The following is a 17,677-nucleotide window of genomic DNA, read 5'->3' on the forward strand; positions in this document are numbered from 1 at the left end:
TAAAGGAGACTGTCTACAATGAAAGACCAGATACATGATTTGGGTGCAGGTTTTTGGAATATTCGCGGCTCGTTCGTGAGACAAGGCATGATCGATATAGGCAATCAATCAGCATTGGTAAAATTATCCTCTGGAAAGTTTGTGCTGCTGGACAGTTATACGCTCACTGGGGAGGTCCGCGCGCAAGTGATGGCGCTGACCAATAATGGGCAGGACATAGAAGCGGTACTCAATGTGCATCCTTTTCATACGGTGCACTGTGCGCGAGTAGCAAAAGACTTTCCACATGCTCTATTTTATGGCAGTGCACGTCACCATAAGGAAGTGCCAGAAGTGAATTGGAGCGCAGATTACGTTGAAAGTGCAGCGGTCGCCGAGCGTTATCCTGAGCTTGAATTTTCACTGCCAAAAGGCATTCACTATATTGCCCCTGATGACTCTGTGCACTCAAGCTCGCTCTTGGTATTTCATCCTGCCAGCCAAAGTCTATATGTCGACGATACCATCGAGACGCCACCTTCGAAGCGATTTAATGCGGTACAAGCAGGTATAAACTTACATGCTACGACCATAAAAGCACTCAAAGATGAGCCAGATGCTGGCAAAGATTATTGTGATTGGGCCATCAACTTGGCGCATGACTGGTGTGACGTGCGCAATTTTTGTAGTGCGCATTCAGGTTTGGTAGTGTTTGAAGAAGGTGAATTTGAGGCGGCGCTATTGGCTACTATTGACAGCGCCCGTCCTGAGCTTGAAAAAGCTTGCATGACTTAAACAAATCCAAGAAACAATAATAAATCACAAGCGTAAAAAAGCTATCAACATCAAAAAACGCTGAAAAAATATGGGTGGTTCATCACAATTTGTATTGAACTCATGATGTCGATGGGATATTGCCGTCTTTGACATCCTTTTTATAACAGACTTTATGCCTGTCATACGTCATTATCCATATCTTGGTATTTATAGTTGCTTATATTTAGTGGCTTAAACTTAGTGACTTATATTTAATTGCTTATATTTAGTGATTTACTGTTTTTATAGTCACCCATAACTACCCTATTAAATTGCTACACCTCATCATTGATCAATTAAGGAACAATATTTATGACAGACAAAATTATAGATTTAGGCTCAGGATTTTGGAACATACGCGGAACATTCCGTATTGGTGGCGTGCTAAATATCGGCACTCAATGCTCACTGGTCAAGCTGGCATCGGGACGCTTTATATTTTTGGACAGTTACGCCTTGACGGGTGACGTTCGAGATGAAGTCATGGCACTAACCAATAATGGTCAAGATGTCGAAGCGGTACTTAACGTTCATCCTTTCCACACGGTGAGCTGTGCACAAATGGCAAAAGACTTTCCGCAAGCCACTATGTATGGCAGCAGCCGTCATCATAAAAAAATGCCAGAGATTAAGTGGGCAGAGGATTTGGTTGAGAGCGAAGCGGTGGCACAGCGCTACCCTGAATTAAAATTTTCGTTATCTGAAGGTGTCCACTATATCTCGCCTAACGAGATGATCCATGCAGGTTCTTTATTGGCTTATCACCCTGCCAGCCAGAGCTTACACGTTGATGACACTTTTATGAGTCCCCCAATGAAATTACTAGAGGCAGTATTACCTGAGCTGATATTGCACCCTACTACCAAAAAAGCCCTCACAAACGAGCCAAATGCTGGTGCACACTATTGCGATTGGGCGACCAACTTGGCAAGTGAGTGGCGCGACGTTCGCAATTTCTGCGCAGCGCATTCTTATCTGGTTCGATTTAAAGAAGGTGAGTTTGAAAAAGCACTGCTAAAAGCCATTGATAAAGCACGTCCAAAGCTAGAAAAATCATAGCTTGTACCGTATTTTGACCGACGTATTTTGTGAAAAAAAGGGCTGCCATTCTGGTAGCCTTTTTTTATGTTTTGAGGTGGCTATAACCTCATCGAAATAACAAGGTCGCCAGCTCATCCTCATTATTGATGATATCTGCCAACGTATAACGCTCAAGCACGGTAATAAAAGCAGTGAGCGCTTCAAAAAACACCCCTTTTAATTGGCAGACTGGACTAATTACACAGCCCAAAGTAGGCGTCGGCGCTGATTCCGCTACCAAGGTGATGGGTAAGCCTATTGAATGAGGTTTTGTCTCGGTATTGGGCAACTGCGCGGCAAAACATTCTACCAACGCAAAATCTGGTTCAATTTGTTTAATCAATACGCCTAAGTTAATATCTTTTGGAGCGTAAGCCAACCGAATACCGCCATTTTTGCCACGGACGCTATCAATGTACCCGAGCTGACCCAGCTGATGAATAATCTTAGTTAAGTGGCTCTTAGAAATATGATAGCTGTCTGCTATGTCACTGATATTAGCCAATGAGTGCTGATCTGGCTTCACTGCTAAATAAATTAATGAGCGCAGTGCGTAGTCACTATAATTGGTTAATCGCATTGATTCACGCTCCTGTCTGTTTTGAGAGTATTAAAATTTTACGGTTTCAACATTGATGAGCTAAAGCACATTACCCAAATAAGCCGTCTGGTCTCGGTCGTGTCAGCATCGGCAAATAACTGATGCAAAATAATACAAAGCAAGCAATCCACGCGCTTTGAGCCACCATAATCCATGCTAGATAATGACTCATATCGACCAGCGGTAATAGCACTCGGCTGATAAATACCAATACCATCAAACCGTACATAACGTTTACCGTTTTTGGTGGCTGATGAATACTGCGACTCGTATGTCCAAGCGATACTCTAGTCATCATCGCCACGGTCATCATACCAACACCAGCAATTGCCAGTCCATGCATAGCGATGCTGTGCGGATAACCTAGCCAAGGCTGTAATGCATACAATAAGAAACTCAGACACATTCCTAAAAACGCAATATACAATGACCACAACAATGGCTTTTGCCAAATACCGCGATTATACCATCCTAGTAAACGAATGATATTGACCACGGCTACGCCAAGTGCTGTGATCGTCAGCAAGTACTTATTAGGATAAAACAAATCAGCCATAAAAAAAGCGAACAAAAAAGCCAAGCTGGCAATATCTTGAGTCTTACTATTTCGTAGCGTTACATTGTCTGTACCACCCCCACTTAATCCGCGCTCAATAAAGAAAGGAACTACCCGTCGCCCGATGGTCAATACCAGACCAATGATTAAGTAAAAGCCTAGATATATACCTACTCTGGTAATGGCCATATCAGCACTAATAATGCCCCAATAGCACAGCCCGTTGCCCAGTGTTAATAGCGCCAGCTTTGCCAAAATTCCCATTTGTTTGTATTGCTTAACTTGTAGCACTGCACGACATATGACAAAGGCCATCGCTCCGATGAACAACATATCAAATAGTGCCGCTGCATATAGTAACCACACACTACTCCCCGCAATAGCGACACCAAGCCCAAAAGCCAACCATCCTAAACGCGCCAGCAACCAACAAGTAAAGATTGCCAGTAGCGAATAACCATGCGGCATCATCACCCCTGTCCAAGTCTTCACCGCGGTTAGCAAAAACCCAGCAACCACTGCGAGTGCATAACCATAAATCATCTCGTGACCATGCCAATACAACGGATTCAATACCTGTGCATCGATTTCCGTGTGACCAGTGAACACAAACGCCCATAGCAGCATCGTTACTACGGCAAATAGCGCAGCTGCACTAAAAAATATGCGAAAGCTCAAATTAAGGATAGGATGCGGAGAGCTTGGTGGTTTGCTAGGTAACTTGATAGATTGCATAACCATGTTCTTAGAGAAATATAGATGGCTTTAATTATAACATTCATTTTAAATGAACTTTATTAATCTTTAGTCTAACTATCAAATACTTTACTCACAGAAGTGCGGCGCCTACGGAAATCTCTAGAAGCAAAATCTCAAGTATAGTTAAATTCAAATAATTTCGATACAAGGAAACCGAGCGCAAGTTATACATTAGTATGCTTAGCGAGGGTGATGATGTAGCGGATTTATATGGATTTGACTATATAAAAATAGAGAAAGCCAACTGACTATTATTTGGCCATGACTCAGTTAATACCACTTACAACTGTAATGCTGCAACGACTAACGATATGACCACTATCGCCGTGACATACTGCCTAACTTTAAAGTAAGCATGACTGATAATCTGCGCTCGATGCAGACTATAATCGATAACCAACAGACTTATAAACCCAATCACTAATAGCCAAATGAAATCAACAGCTGATAAGATCAAAAAACCAAGCCAAAGGCCAAGCGCAATGACATTGCTATACAGTGGAAGCCTAATAGCCCACTTATTGTCATCAGCCAAGCTCAAATGATTACCCCAATGCGTGCCTACCATAAATGATGCAATCACTAGCCCATAAGCACTTAATATATTGGCTACTGAGCCAAGTATAGGCACGGTAACAACGTCTATCATCAGCAAAAATGCACAGGCGGCAAACGGAATAGCACCTGCAAAAGTTAGATAAGGACTGGGCTTTTTCATTGTTCAAACCTATCTTATGATTAATCTAATAATAGCTGTCATCTGTTGAATGGGAGTTTTCAACATACATTAATCACTCTTTGAGTGTTGCCTTGCCACTGACGGATAAACTCACCATTTGGATCGTATTGCTGGGTCTGCTTGTCGAGATTAAACTGTCTGCATCCTCTTGGATCAGCGCCCACGCCTGCCAGATATTGCCAATTGCCCCAATTACTGCCAACATCATAATCAACCAAATGTTGCTCAAAGTAAGCTGCCCCGTAACGCCAATCGAGACCCAACTCATGGATAAAGCAGCTAACAACCAGTTGTCGCCCGCGATTCGACATATAACCTGTCGTGCGCAATTGGTTCATACACGCATTAACAATAGGATATTGTGTTGTACCGTTTTTCCATTGCGCTAACAAACTTTCGTCCAACTGAGTTGATGGCGCGTGCTGAGCGATGCCCTTAAACCAAAATAACTTTTCCTGATGGGTGACAGCATACCAATAGAAATACTCACGCCATAGCAGCTCAAACCAAATCCAGTAGGTAGAGTCATTTGCGATAATATCGCGCTCATAGCGACGTAGACGATTCAATACTGTGTTTACAGATAGTGAGCCGTTTGCAAGCCAAGCGGAGAACTTCGTAGAATGTGTCCAGTCATCTAGCGCGTTTCGGGTGGTTTTATAAGTGTTGGGCGCATCGGAATCAAAATAGGTATGTAAGTGATTCAAACCATTTAACTCCCCACCTCTAAAACTGGATGGCTGCTGTGATGGCTTATCATGCCCTGCCTGATCAGACAACTGAGATTCAAAAAAGTACTCATCCCTACTCTGCATATTTTCAGGCAATGGAGCAAGTGATTCTGGCGTTGGATAAATCGCTATATCTTTTTCTGCATGCAACAAATCATAATCGGTTTCTATTTGTTTACGAAACTGCGTAAAGCTTTTGGGTAAGCTCTCTAGCGGTAACTTGTCAAACAAAGTCGCTGTTGTTTGAACATGCCACTGTATCTCGGGATGCTTCGCCTGTATAAGGTCATATACTTTATTTTGATTATAATCTGCCGTTTGACTGATGCAGATATCCGTCACTTGTTGCTGCTCTATTAGATCACTCAACTGAGTAAAGAAGTCCAATGCTTCTTCGCCTTTCTGTAAATACAGCAACCTATTACCAAGCGGCTCTAGTGACGCATTTAAATCAGCCAAGCTCTCATGCAAAAACTGCTGGCGAGCTTGCCCCATAGCCTCATAGCGATAGGCATCGTAATGGTCTTTATTATCTAATATATCTGTCAACGATGACGCATAAACCAATAGCAGCTTTCCATCAGTGGATATCTTAGATGCTTTCAATAAAGTGGCATTGTCCGCCACTCTCAAGTCATTATGAAATAGTACTAATGTGACATTGTTGTTCTCTGAGTTGTTCGCTGCTTGATTTGACATACCCTATCCTTCTGGCTACTTAGCACTGATTTATTATTTTTAATCTTAAAGTATCATATACGGTATAACACATACTTAGGGCGTGTTGAATATTCGACCATGGCCCTGACAGAGACTATTTTTTAGACAGTTCGACATTAAAAGTAGTAAGTTTAGTCATTCTAAGCGTGTATTTTTAACAATGAAATGGCAAAAAATAGTTCTGTCTCTTTGAGCTGATGCTAACCTAATACTTGTAAGGCAATGCGCTCAGCCCCAGAAACCACTTATAAGCATTGACTCTCATGTGTCTGACTGCTTAAATGGTTTACCTCTAGGAGAACATCATGACTCAAAATAATACTACGACTGAAGAAAATAAATCAGATGAAAAGCGTAAACTTATCAATCGATTTTTGATGAGATTGACAAAAGAGCAGCCTCAAATGTATTATGCGACCACCTCTGAGATATCGCGGAGTATTCATACGATGATAAAAGAACACACCAATCGCCTGTCGGTAGAAGAGCAAGCACTGGTAAGACGGATGACTATTGAAGAGATTGAAGGATTACTGGGCTTTCATGCGAGATAAGAGATTGACTAACTCTCAGATATACCGCTTTCCATAAACTTCCTGATGTCACACAAAAAAAGACCGCTATCAAAGCGGTCTTTTTTATTAGCTATCAGCTAGATTTAATAGCTAATTTAAGACAATTAGAATGGATATTCACGTGGCTCATTTTGCATTGAGATCCAATGTGTTCTAGTGAATTCTTCTAATACCCACTCACCGTTGAAGCGGCCGATGCCTGAGTTTTTCTCACCACCAAACGGCGTATTGCTCTCATCATTGACTGAGATGTCATTGATGTGGGTCATGCCAGCTCTGATACCGCGAGCGAAGCGCAGGCCTTTTTGCATATCAGCAGTGAACACGGCACTAGACAGACCATACATAGAATCATTGGCGATCGATAGTGCATCGTCTTCGTCTTTAGCACGGATGATACCGACCAGTGGTCCAAACACTTCATTACGTGATAGATCCATTTCGCGAGTGACTTCGGTAAAGATATGCGGCGGTACGACTTGGCCTTGAATCTCGCCACTTAGTATCATTTTTGCGCCTTCTTCCTGCGCTTTAGCAATTTTTTCTTTGAGCGATTTAACTTGCTTGGCATTGATAATCGGACCAACAGCGGTATCTTGCTTATTAGGATCACCGACGTTCAATGTTTTGACGTGTGCTAAGAAACGCTCTACAAAGTCATCATATATCTCGTCTTCTACGATGACTCTGTTAATCGCGATACAGATTTGACCTTGATGCAAGAACTTACCAAAGGCAGCCGCTTTTACTGCTTGCTCAATATCAGCATCTTTTAGTACGACGAACGGACTGTTACCGCCCAGCTCAAGTGCTACTTGCTTGATGTATTCACCACCATTTGCTAGCTCACCAATGTGTTTACCGACTGAGGTTGAACCTGTGAACGAAACTAGGCTTGGCGCTTTGTGTTCAACGATTGCATCGCCTATCTCGCTACCTGAGCCAACTACCACATTTAATAGACCTTTTGGCAGACCCGCTTCTTCAAAAACTTTTGCGAGCAGTAGACCACCGGTCACTGGCGTATCGCTAGCAGGCTTAAGTACCACTGCGTTACCAAGCGCTAGGGCTGGTGCGATAGAGCGCTGAGTCAAATGTAGAGGAAAGTTCCATGGGCTAATAACTGCTACGACACCAATAGGTTCGCGATAAATAAAGTTTTCTTTGCCAGGGGTATTCGATGGACGAATCTCACCATGTACACGGTTAGGGAACGTCGCTGCTTCAAGGGTAATCGCACGCGTCGCACTGAATTCGACCATCGCTTTGATACGTGTGCTGCCCGACTCTTTGATTAGCCAATCAACGATTTCTTCTTGGCGCTGATCCAATATATTTACCACTTTATATAATACTGCGGCTCGCGTTGCAGGCGTTTGCTTAGCCCATGCTTCTTGAGTTTGGCTCGCAGCATCATATGCTTCATTAAGCTGATCTTTGGTTGCTTGCTGAATCTCTACGAGCGTATCGCCATTGTAGGGATTGGTATTAGTATTGCTGCTGTCGTCCTTACCTGTTTGCCATTCACCAGCGATGAACTGCAAATGGAAGTCAGTATATGCACTGGTAGTTGTATTATTGGTTGACATAATTAGCCTTATTTTTGGTTTGTTGTGCTGAATGTTTATTTTCGATTATTTGAACAAAATTATTAAGTCGGAGATATCTCAATTAGAAGCATATCTTATAAGTAGTAAGTCTGAAGTTATGGTTGAACAATTAGTTAAAAGCCATCAGTTAGAATGGAGACGCTGTGATAACGGATAACAACAAAACCTACCTTGCTAGACGACTGGTCTAATGCTACCATAGCTATCAATAAAACAAGACTACTTTGTCAGTAAATATTGTTGATAAAACGTAACACCTATAAATATATCCTATTACAATACGCTATCAACATGACGTTCAAATGAACGCTGACTATCTTATATAAATACTGCTACTAAAGGAGAACATCCTACCTATGTCTAACATAACAGACACTACTACACCTGATACAAAAGCTCATTTACTTGCGACTGGCTACCAATTAATAGCCAAAAAAGGCTTTACCGCTGTTGGTATCAAGCAAATATTGGATACTGCAGGGGTGCCCAAAGGCTCGTTTTATCATTATTTTGCCTCAAAGGAAGCCTTTGGCGAATCGATCATCAGTCACTATTTTGTCAATTATAAGCATCGTCTAGAAGCGATCGGCGGGCAAGATGTGAGTGCGCAGCAAAAACTGTATAACTATTTTCAGAATTGGTACGACACCCAACAGAATGGCTGTGACCACGAGAAATGCTTGGTCGTCAAGCTCAGCGCCGAGGTGGCAGACATGTCAGAGACGATGCGTGAGGCGTTAAATGCTGGCTATCAGCAGACCGTCACTTGGCTAGCCACACAAATAAAAGCGGGCTGGGTCGATGGTTCTGTACCACAGCCTGACAATATCGCTGCCGAGAGTATGGCTAAGCGCTGGTATTTTGCATGGCTCGGAGCCAGCTTAATCGCTAAGACCAGTCAAACCAATACGCCGCTTGCGGAAGTTTGGCAAATGACGACTTCGCAAATGGGGCGCTAACGGTCGTTACTTATTCTCAGTCGTTAGTCTAAATCACCACTCTCAATTACTAGGTGTTTTCAATGAAAAGCACCTTAATAGTAAATAACGGTTCGTTGGATTCATATCATTTGGTTTACGATACTTTTGTAATTATTTACAGAAAATACTAGACGACCGGTCTAATTAATGTACAATGCCTGCAGATGTTTAAAACAAGCATCACGAATTTTAGCTTTTAATTTCAGACATACACTCTATAACTTTTAGGAAAATTATGAATAACTTTCAATATTACAACCCAGTACGTATCGTTTTTGGTGAAGGTCAAATCGAGCAATTATCAGATCTAGTTCCTACTGACGCCCGTGTTCTTATTACTTACGGTGGCGGTTCAGCACAGCGCACTGGTACATTAGACGAAGTAAAAGATGCTTTGTCTGCGAGCGGAAACCGTACTGTCTTTGAGTTCGGTGGTATTGAGCCAAATCCAGAATTTGTCACACTATTAAAAGCTGCTGACATGGTTAACGAGCACAATATTGATTTCTTATTAGCAGTCGGTGGCGGTTCGGTCATTGATGGCAGTAAGTTTGTGGCGCTTGTGGCTTCATTAACAGAAGAAGACGGTACTGTCTCACGCGATCAAGCATGGGATGCCTTGACAAGCTATTGCAGAAATATCGACTCTGCCGTTGATCTAGGTGCAGTCTTAACGATTCCAGCGACTGGTTCAGAGATGAACTCTGGCGGCGTTGTCAACTATAGCGAACGCCAAGCAAAACTACCGTTTGGTAACCCACTTGCCTTCCCTAAGTTCTCAATATTAGATCCTACTAAGACATTGACTTTGCCTGAGCGTCAGGTAATGAACGGCGTTGCCGATGCCTTCGTCCATGTGATGGAACAGTATCTAACCTATCCAGTCAATGCAAAAGTGCAAGATGCCTTTGCTGAGAGCTTGTTGAAAATTCTGATTGAAGAAGGTCCAGCAGTCAAAAAAGACCCAGAAAACATGGAAACGCGTAAAAACATTATGTGGACAGCGACCATGGCACTGAACGGTCTGATTGGTACTGGTGTGCCACAGGATTGGACGACGCATATGGTTGGTCATGAATTGACTTCATTGCACGCCATCGATCATGCACGTACATTAACCATCGTTTTACCATCAGTGATGCGCGAGCTAAAAGAAAGCAAAAAAGAGAAATTGCTTCAGTATGCACGTAATGTATGGAACCTCACCGATACTGACCAAGATGATGACACCATCATTGAGACAGCGATTGTCAACACTGAAAACTTCTTCCGCGAGCTTGGCTTGCCAGTAAGTTTAGAAGATGTTGATTTAGACAATGCTGCCATTGATCCTATCATCAAACAACTTGAAGCTCATAACATGGTCAAGCTGGGTGAGCACGGCAAAAACGATCTTGACGTATCACGTCGTATCTTGGACCGTGCGGTTACTAGCAAGGCTTCGTAACCAATGAATACAGCAAACAAATGCGATGTTAGGTTAAATAGTATTTGTTTGTGATTGTCCTCCTTTAAATGACACTATCCGAAATGATATTGTCATGAAAATAAAAGTACCATCAAAATAAAATTATCATGAAAATAACAGTAACTATTCAACAGTGAGTAGTTACTGCCCTCTCAATCAGTAACTAGCCAATAACTATTAAAAAACGGCTATGCAATACCCAATGATTAAACAGTTAACTTTCTAAGTATTAGTCATTAACTGACAATCAACATCTAACACTCAATAAATAAAAAAGGGGCTTTACTATGAGCTTTGAAAAACAACAAAACCAACAACAAAATCGTCAAATCAAACTGGCCAGTCGTCCTACTGGTGAGCCAAAAGCTGAAAATTTTGACATGGCTACTAGCGACATCCCAACACCCAATAACAGTGAGATGCTACTGCGTACGGTCTATCTATCATTAGACCCATATATGCGCGGACGTATGAGCGATGCCAAAAGCTACGCTGATCCCTTAGAAGTTGGTGATGTCATGATGGGCGGCACAGTCGCTCAAGTCGTTGAATCCAATGTCGATGGTTTCTCCAAAGGCGATTTAGTAGTCTCAAATTCAGGCTGGCAGGACTACAGCGTCAGCGATGGCGAAGGTGTCCTTAAGCTTGATAAAAATATGTCAAACCCGTCTTACGGCTTAGGCGTGTTAGGTATGCCAGGCTTTACTGGTTATATGGGTTTGACCGATATCGGCAAACCACAAAAAGGCGAAACTTTGGTTGTCGCAGCGGCTACTGGTCCTGTCGGTGCAACGGTTGGTCAAGTGGGTAATCAATATGGTCTGCGCACTGTCGGTGTCGCAGGCGGCAAAGAAAAATGTGATTTTGCGGTCAACGAGCTTGGCTTTGATGTCTGTATCGATCACAAAGCCGATGACTTCGCTGAGCAACTAAAAGCAGCATGTCCAGATGGTATCGACATCTATTACGAAAACGTTGGCGGTAAAGTGTTCGATGCAGTATTACCACTATTGAACGCGCATGCCCGTATCCCAGTATGTGGTCTAGTATCACAATATAACGCCACTGACTTACCTGACGGCAAAGACCGCTTGGGTATGCTAATGGGTCAAGTATTGGCCAACCGTTTAACCGTTAAAGGCTTCATCATCTTTGAAGAGTATGGCGATCACTTCCCAGAATTTTTAGAAACCATGAGCAAATGGGTAGAATCAGGTGATGTCAAAACCAAAGAATATATTGCTGATGGCTTAGATAATGCACCAAATGCCTTCGTTGACATGCTCAATGGTGATAACTTTGGTAAGACCGTCGTAAAAGTATCTGATGTCGAACAAATCGGTTAGATAACGAGTTAACAACATAATTTGTTAAGACAACCACTGAAAATGACATCTTAACCATGAATACTGTTGGCAGTCATCGCTATTATTGACTAAGTACGATTGGTCAAAGATGGCTGCTAACAATAAATCATTTATAAACAATGTTAATAATAAATAAGGATAATCATGAATATTTTAATGGTACTAACTTCACACGATAAATTGGGCGATACTGGTAAGAAAACAGGTTTTTGGCTAGAAGAATTTGCCGCACCTTACTATGCTTTTCTTGATGCTGGCGCCAATGTCACGATCGCCTCTCCTGCTGGTGGTCAGCCACCGCTAGATCCTAGTAGTGACACACCAGATGCGCAAACCAAAGATACCACCCGTTTTAAAGATGATAAAGACGCTCAAGAGCATTTAGCTAACACCAAAAAACTGGCTGATATGAAAGCAGAAGACTTTGATTCAGTCTTTTACCCTGGTGGTCACGGCCCATTGTGGGATTTGGCAGTTGATGAAAACTCTATCAATCTGATCGAGACATTTGTAAAACAAGATAAGCCTGTTGCTTTTGTTTGTCATTCTCCTGCTGCGCTTAAAAACGTCAAAGTTGATGGTGAGTACCTAGTGAAAGGTAAAACTGTTACTGGTTTTACCAATTCAGAAGAAGACGCAGTTGGCCTTACAGATGTAGTGCCTTTCTTAGTAGAAGATGCGCTTAAAGCCAATGGCGGTAATTACGAAAAAGCGGCTGATTGGGAATCGTTTGTGGTAGAAGACGGCTTGTTAATCACAGGTCAAAACCCAGCATCGTCAGAAGAAGCAGCTAAGCGTCTAATGGCAAAGCTTAACGGTTGATCCAATTAACGAAGTAAAAAAGGCTACTATTATGATTCGTTTACATCATCTCAACCAATCGCGGTCGCTACGTACTTTATGGCTTTTAGAAGAGCTTGGCGTCCCTTATGAGATCGTCAGTCATCAGCGCGATGCTAAAACGCACTTGGCACCTGATAGCTTAAAAGCTGTGCATCCTCTTGGTAAATCACCGGTCATTGAAATGGATGGTGAAATATACTCGGAGTCAGGGGCCATTACTGAGCTATTGATCGAACGCTTTGCGCCAGATCGTCTACGCCCTGCTCCTGACAGTGCCGATTATGGGCATTATCTACAGTGGATTGACTTTGCCGAAAGCTCGCTGATGTTGCCATTGATGCTTGAATTGTTTACCAAAAAAGCAGGTATCAATGACAATGAGTTTTTGAACGGTTATATAGAGATAGAAAAAACCCGACTGTTCAAATATCTAGACACCTCAGTTGAGGGTAAGTCGTTTATTGTGGGTGATAAATTGAGCGGTGCTGATTTTATGCTGTCGTTTGACTTGATCATTCTTGCTCAACGTCAAAAACTGGACGCTTATCCACATATTAAACAATATGCTGAAAAGCTGGCCAGTCTTGATAGCTATCAACGTGCGATGAATCTTGAAGCTGAGCATGACGAGTCAAAGCAAGCGTAAACACGCTTCATAATAAATGCTCAATAACAAATATGATAAAATAGCCCAAGTCTATCTTGGGCTATTTTTGTGGTTTTATTCCATTAATAACTGTACTAAGATCAGTTGCTGACACGCTCATCTAGCGCCGCCAATCATAGGGGAGCTGTACCATGTCCTTACTCTATTCACTCACACAAATCATCATACGACCATGAGTAACGAATACCAGTTTAAGCCCCACGAACAACCAATGATGGTGGGCTCTCCAGCCAATCCTGATCATCCTGCACGCCGTAAAGTGTTTTATTTGCTGATTGGAATTTTCGTTGGTCTTACAGCCAGCTTTCAAAATGGTCTACTTGTCGCAAATCTCACTCAAATTCAAGGCCAATTGGGATTAACGCCCGCCGAAGGTGGTTGGATATCTGTCAGCTACAATATGACCAATGCTTGTATTACCGTTCTACTGTACAAAATTCGCCAACAATTTGGCATGTCACTGTTTAGTAAAATCACCCTATTTTTTCTGTTAGCCGCTACGAGTCTACAGTGGCTGATCAGTAGTCACTTATTAGATACGCCTAACATTGGCATCGAGCCCTATTACCTAGAGATTGTCGCAAGGGGACTTAGCGGTATGGTGGCCAGTGGCATGACCATATTGGGCTTATTTTATTGCTTGCAAGGTATGCCAACTGTCAAACGTACTAGTGGCCTAATATTGGGCTTTGGCTTGGTACAGTTCGGTATTCCATTATCCCGCATCATCTCGCCCTACCTCACCATCGATGGTCAGCTTGAAAGCTTATTTCTATTCCAATTTGGTTTGGCACTGATTTGCTTTGGGCTGATTAACATCTTAGAGCTACCACCAGGTAATACAGAAAAAGTATTTGAGAAACTCGATTTTCTCAGCTTTGGGTTTTTTGCCAGTGGTCTGGCTGCATTAGCGGTCATTTTGGTGCAAGGTAGGATTCTGTGGTGGACGACGCCTTGGCTTGTCTATCCATTGATGATTGCCATTATTGGAATCAGCATCGCCTTATGGATTGAAACGCATCGCAAAAACCCAATGCTGCAAGTTCGCTGGATGCGTAGCCGCAATATTATCGCTTTTATGATTACGGGCGCTGTCATGCGAATTTTGCTATCTGAGCAAAATGTCGGTGCGGCAGGATTACTTGCCAACTTAGGCTATGGTAACGATCAGCTCATTACTTTTTATGCGGTCATATTGGCTGCCAGTGTGTTGGCTTTGGTGATTAGTATTTTTAGCACCAATCCGATGGATTTACGCCGACCCGTTATTTTTGCAGTGGCATTGATTGCCTTAGGGTCTTGGATGGACGTTGGGGTGTCTATTAATTCCGCTCCCTATATGTTTTATATTAGCCAGTTTTTGATTGCATTTGCCGCAGTATACTTTATGGGGCCTTTGGTTTTCGAAGGATTTCTGCGAGCTATTGCTAGTGGCCCTGCTTATATCATTAGTTTTTCGGTTATCTTTGGTATTTCCCAAACGGTTGGCGGATTGGCAGGTGCAGCGGCTATTCAGGCATTTACGACTATTCGCACACAGGTCCATTATGCAGATATGGTCAGCTCACTGAATTTGGGTAATCCTACGTTCAGCGCTCAAATTGCTGGTACTCGTAGTGTATTGTCAAACCAAACGACGGATGCAGCGCAAGCGAATGTGGCTGCAATGAACCAAGTTTTGCAAGGGATTCAGCGCCAAGCAACGGTCTCCGCTTATGGTGATTTGTTTTTTATCATGGCCATTCTGTCAACTGTAGCTACTGCTATGTTATTACTCAATTATTTTTACTATCGTTATCACAAACGCAATCCTCTGGCCAAAGAGCTTGCTGTTATTGCAAAAATGCGTGAACCAAAATAACACCTTTTATTGCATGAGTGATTTTTCACTTTATTGATTTATCGCCACACCGTTTAAGTATTTGCTAATTAAACATTTAGGAGCGCGTCATGAGCCAAAAGAAACCCAGTGAACTGAATCAAACACCTCAGACGTCAACTGATGCTCCCATAACAGACGCACGTATTGCGTCAAATACCGATACCAATCAGGCCGAAAATCCTACAATAGAGCAAACGGATACCTCTGAGGCAAATCCAGCTACTGACATACAAAAAGGCTCACGTGATGAGACGCCTATGCCACCAAAAGAACCTATCGCAGCGGCTACTGGCTGGTCGCCAAAGAAAAAATCCTATCTGAATTTAGGATTATTGGTTGTAATGATTGTCATTGGTGTGGCATTGATTTTGTATGCATGGAAGCTCCCACCGTTTACCCCGACGGTACAGCAAACCAATAACGCCTTTGTCAAAGGCCAGACGACCATTATAAGCCCGCAAGTCTCAGGCTACGTCACCGAAGTAGCCGTACAGGATTTTGCCAACGTAAAAGCGGGTGATTTATTAGTAAAAATTGATGATCGTAGCTTCCGTCAACAGCTTGAGCAAGCGCAGGCCAATATAGAAGTGGCCGTTACCAACCGCTCTAGCAACACTCAAGATACTCAATCAAGTCAAGCACAAATTGAAGCACGTGAAGCCGATTTATATAGTGCCAAAGTGAGTGTCGAAAGTGCTCGTGAAGATGTCAATCGATATCAAGGTTTGGATGCTATCGGCGCAGTATCAAAGGCAGAAGTTGCTCATACAAAAGCACAACTTGCGCAAGCACAGGCAGGCGTCCAGCAAGCTGAGGCTAACTTACAAGCAGCTCGTGAAAACCGCAAAAAAACCAGTGGCAGCCGCTCCTCTTTGGACGCGAACATAAAAAATGCTGAAGCAGGTCTCAAGCAAGCACAAATTAATGTAGATAACACCATCATCACCGCACCTGAAGCGGGACAGTTGAGTCAGGTCAGTGTCAAAGAAGGTCAATACGTTAGTGCTGGCACCCAGCTGATGTATGTCGTTCCTAAAGGCGTTTGGATTATCGCGAATTTTAAGGAAACGCAAGTCGCTAATATGGCAGTTGGTGAACCTGCAACCATCCATGTTGACGCGCTTGGTGGTGCCAAATTCCACGGGCGTGTCAGCAATATCTCACCAGCGACTGGTAGTGAATTTAGCGCAGGCGCTGCAAACCCTGCTACTGGCAACTATATTAAAATTGCCCAGCGTATCCCCGTGCGCATTGACTTAGACCAAAATCAGGCTGAGCTTGCTCAATTACGTCCCGGTATGTCGGTCTCTGTCGATGTAGATACTAATATCAAAGTAAAAAGCTAGATTAAAGCAAAAAACTGGGCCATATTAAGTACGCCTCTGCATAAAAAACCCCTTTAAATACCAGTATAAAGGGATTTAAAGGGGTTTTTGTTTAGCGTTAAAACAAGCTGACATCTATCAGCCTTATACCTATTGATTTAACATCTAAGGTAATAAGCGCTTAGTTGTCCAACCTGCCTTGTCCTCGTTGCTATCTTGGGTGTACACAATACGGTCATGCATGCGGTTGGCACGACCTTGCCAAAATTCAATTTGTTGAATCGTAATCTCATAGCCACCCCAAAACGCTGGTGTTGGCACTTGGCTGTTTTCGGGATAATCAGCTTGTAGCTGGTCAAAGGTCTGTTCCATAACTTCTCGGTTAGCGACTTCGCCGCTTTGTGGTTGGCTGACCCATGCGCCTACTTGGCTATCGTGTGGACGCTTTTGGAAGTACGTAGCTGACTTATTGGCATCTATTTTAGCAATACTACCGCTGATACGGACTTGCCGCTCAAGCTCATGCCAAAAGAACAGCACTTCTGCATTGGGGTTCTCAGCAATATCTTGACCTTTAGCACTTTCATAGTTGGTATAAAACACCACACCAGTCTCAGTAATCTCACGCATTAATACAATACGCACACTGGGTTTATTATCTGCCCCGCAAGTAGCAAGGCTCATCGCATAAGGCTCTTGCACTTTTTGCTCGGTCGCATCGCTAATCCAACCTTTTAATAGCTCAAATGGTGATGTAGGAATCGACTGCTGGTCAAGAGCGCCTTTTTCGTACGATAAACGTTGATCGGTAAAGTCCATGCTCATAACTATTCCTTGATTGCGTTATATTATTAAGCCCTTTTTAATGACCTATTTATCGAAATTATTAAGGCGTGTCTTCATTTCAAAAATGGTGATAAAAATGAGATAAATTGTCGTCAAACAAGAAAAATAGTGCAGATAATATCGGGATATTAAC

Annotated in this window: 16 protein-coding genes; 10 read left to right on the plus strand and 6 right to left on the minus strand. The window is 42.7% G+C overall.

The features are described 5' to 3' along the window. Window positions 1–18 precede the first annotated feature (18 nt). Both IOD06_RS06025 and IOD06_RS06030 read left to right on the plus strand, forming a co-directional pair. On the plus strand, window positions 19–774 hold the full coding sequence (locus tag IOD06_RS06025; RefSeq protein WP_194619930.1) for a hypothetical protein: 756 nt from the start codon (window positions 19–21) through the stop codon (window positions 772–774). Between the two features lie 333 nt (window positions 775–1,107). Beyond that, window positions 1,108–1,854: a hypothetical protein gene (locus tag IOD06_RS06030; protein ID WP_194619932.1), complete on the plus strand. Its 747-nt coding sequence runs from the start codon at window positions 1,108–1,110 to the stop codon at window positions 1,852–1,854. Window positions 1,855–1,942: 88 nt separating this feature from the next. Here IOD06_RS06030 and IOD06_RS06035 read toward each other — a convergent pair whose 3' ends face one another. From IOD06_RS06035 to IOD06_RS06050, 4 genes are all read right to left on the minus strand, one after another. Then, window positions 1,943–2,455, minus strand: coding sequence for an Rrf2 family transcriptional regulator (locus tag IOD06_RS06035; protein WP_194619934.1), 513 nt, complete (start codon window positions 2,453–2,455; stop codon window positions 1,943–1,945). Between the two features lie 70 nt (window positions 2,456–2,525). Beyond that, the gene (locus tag IOD06_RS06040) at window positions 2,526–3,767 is read right to left on the minus strand and encodes an NnrS family protein (protein WP_194619936.1); all 1,242 of its coding nucleotides are present in this window, start codon (window positions 3,765–3,767) and stop codon (window positions 2,526–2,528) included. A gap of 304 nt (window positions 3,768–4,071) precedes the next feature. Continuing rightward, entirely contained in the window at window positions 4,072–4,509 is a 438-nt protein-coding gene (locus IOD06_RS06045) for a DUF3429 domain-containing protein (RefSeq protein ID WP_194619938.1), read from the minus strand. 59 nt (window positions 4,510–4,568) lie between these two features. Next, window positions 4,569–5,960: a DASH family cryptochrome gene (locus tag IOD06_RS06050; protein WP_194619940.1), complete on the minus strand. Its 1,392-nt coding sequence runs from the start codon at window positions 5,958–5,960 to the stop codon at window positions 4,569–4,571. Between the two features lie 326 nt (window positions 5,961–6,286). On the opposite strand from IOD06_RS06050, the gene IOD06_RS06055 reads away from it, so the two are divergent. Beyond that, the gene (locus IOD06_RS06055) at window positions 6,287–6,535 is read left to right on the plus strand and encodes a hypothetical protein (protein ID WP_010201084.1); all 249 of its coding nucleotides are present in this window, start codon (window positions 6,287–6,289) and stop codon (window positions 6,533–6,535) included. Window positions 6,536–6,660: 125 nt separating this feature from the next. Here IOD06_RS06055 and IOD06_RS06060 read toward each other — a convergent pair whose 3' ends face one another. After that, on the minus strand, window positions 6,661–8,145 hold the full coding sequence (locus tag IOD06_RS06060; protein ID WP_194619942.1) for an aldehyde dehydrogenase family protein: 1,485 nt from the start codon (window positions 8,143–8,145) through the stop codon (window positions 6,661–6,663). A gap of 377 nt (window positions 8,146–8,522) precedes the next feature. On the opposite strand from IOD06_RS06060, the gene IOD06_RS06065 reads away from it, so the two are divergent. From IOD06_RS06065 to IOD06_RS06095, 7 genes are all read left to right on the plus strand, one after another. Next, window positions 8,523–9,125 carry a TetR/AcrR family transcriptional regulator gene (locus IOD06_RS06065; RefSeq protein ID WP_194619944.1) on the plus strand — a complete coding sequence of 201 codons (603 nt, stop codon included), beginning with the start codon at window positions 8,523–8,525 and terminating at the stop codon, window positions 9,123–9,125. Between the two features lie 256 nt (window positions 9,126–9,381). Continuing rightward, a complete protein-coding gene (locus IOD06_RS06070; protein ID WP_189584749.1) occupies window positions 9,382–10,593 on the plus strand; it encodes an iron-containing alcohol dehydrogenase in 1,212 nt (403 codons plus the stop codon). A 308-nt stretch (window positions 10,594–10,901) separates the two neighbouring features. Beyond that, window positions 10,902–11,960 (plus strand): NADP-dependent oxidoreductase, encoded by a 1,059-nt coding sequence (locus IOD06_RS06075; RefSeq protein ID WP_194619946.1) that lies wholly within the window; start codon window positions 10,902–10,904, stop codon window positions 11,958–11,960. A 165-nt stretch (window positions 11,961–12,125) separates the two neighbouring features. After that, the gene (locus IOD06_RS06080; RefSeq protein WP_010201076.1) at window positions 12,126–12,803 is read left to right on the plus strand and encodes a type 1 glutamine amidotransferase domain-containing protein; all 678 of its coding nucleotides are present in this window, start codon (window positions 12,126–12,128) and stop codon (window positions 12,801–12,803) included. 31 nt (window positions 12,804–12,834) lie between these two features. Next, on the plus strand, window positions 12,835–13,470 hold the full coding sequence (locus IOD06_RS06085) for a glutathione S-transferase family protein (protein ID WP_010201074.1): 636 nt from the start codon (window positions 12,835–12,837) through the stop codon (window positions 13,468–13,470). A gap of 193 nt (window positions 13,471–13,663) precedes the next feature. Beyond that, window positions 13,664–15,352: an MFS transporter gene (locus IOD06_RS06090; protein ID WP_194619949.1), complete on the plus strand. Its 1,689-nt coding sequence runs from the start codon at window positions 13,664–13,666 to the stop codon at window positions 15,350–15,352. An 89-nt stretch (window positions 15,353–15,441) separates the two neighbouring features. Further along, window positions 15,442–16,719 (plus strand): HlyD family secretion protein, encoded by a 1,278-nt coding sequence (locus tag IOD06_RS06095; RefSeq protein WP_194619951.1) that lies wholly within the window; start codon window positions 15,442–15,444, stop codon window positions 16,717–16,719. Between the two features lie 144 nt (window positions 16,720–16,863). On the opposite strand, the gene pdxH is transcribed toward IOD06_RS06095, so the two are convergent. Continuing rightward, entirely contained in the window at window positions 16,864–17,517 is a 654-nt protein-coding gene (gene pdxH / locus IOD06_RS06100; protein WP_194620424.1) for a pyridoxamine 5'-phosphate oxidase, read from the minus strand. Between the last annotated feature and the right edge of the window lie 160 nt (window positions 17,518–17,677).

The sequence above is a fragment of the Psychrobacter sp. N25K4-3-2 genome (assembly GCF_015351755.1).
Classification (GTDB): Bacteria; Pseudomonadota; Gammaproteobacteria; order Pseudomonadales; family Moraxellaceae; genus Psychrobacter; species Psychrobacter glaciei.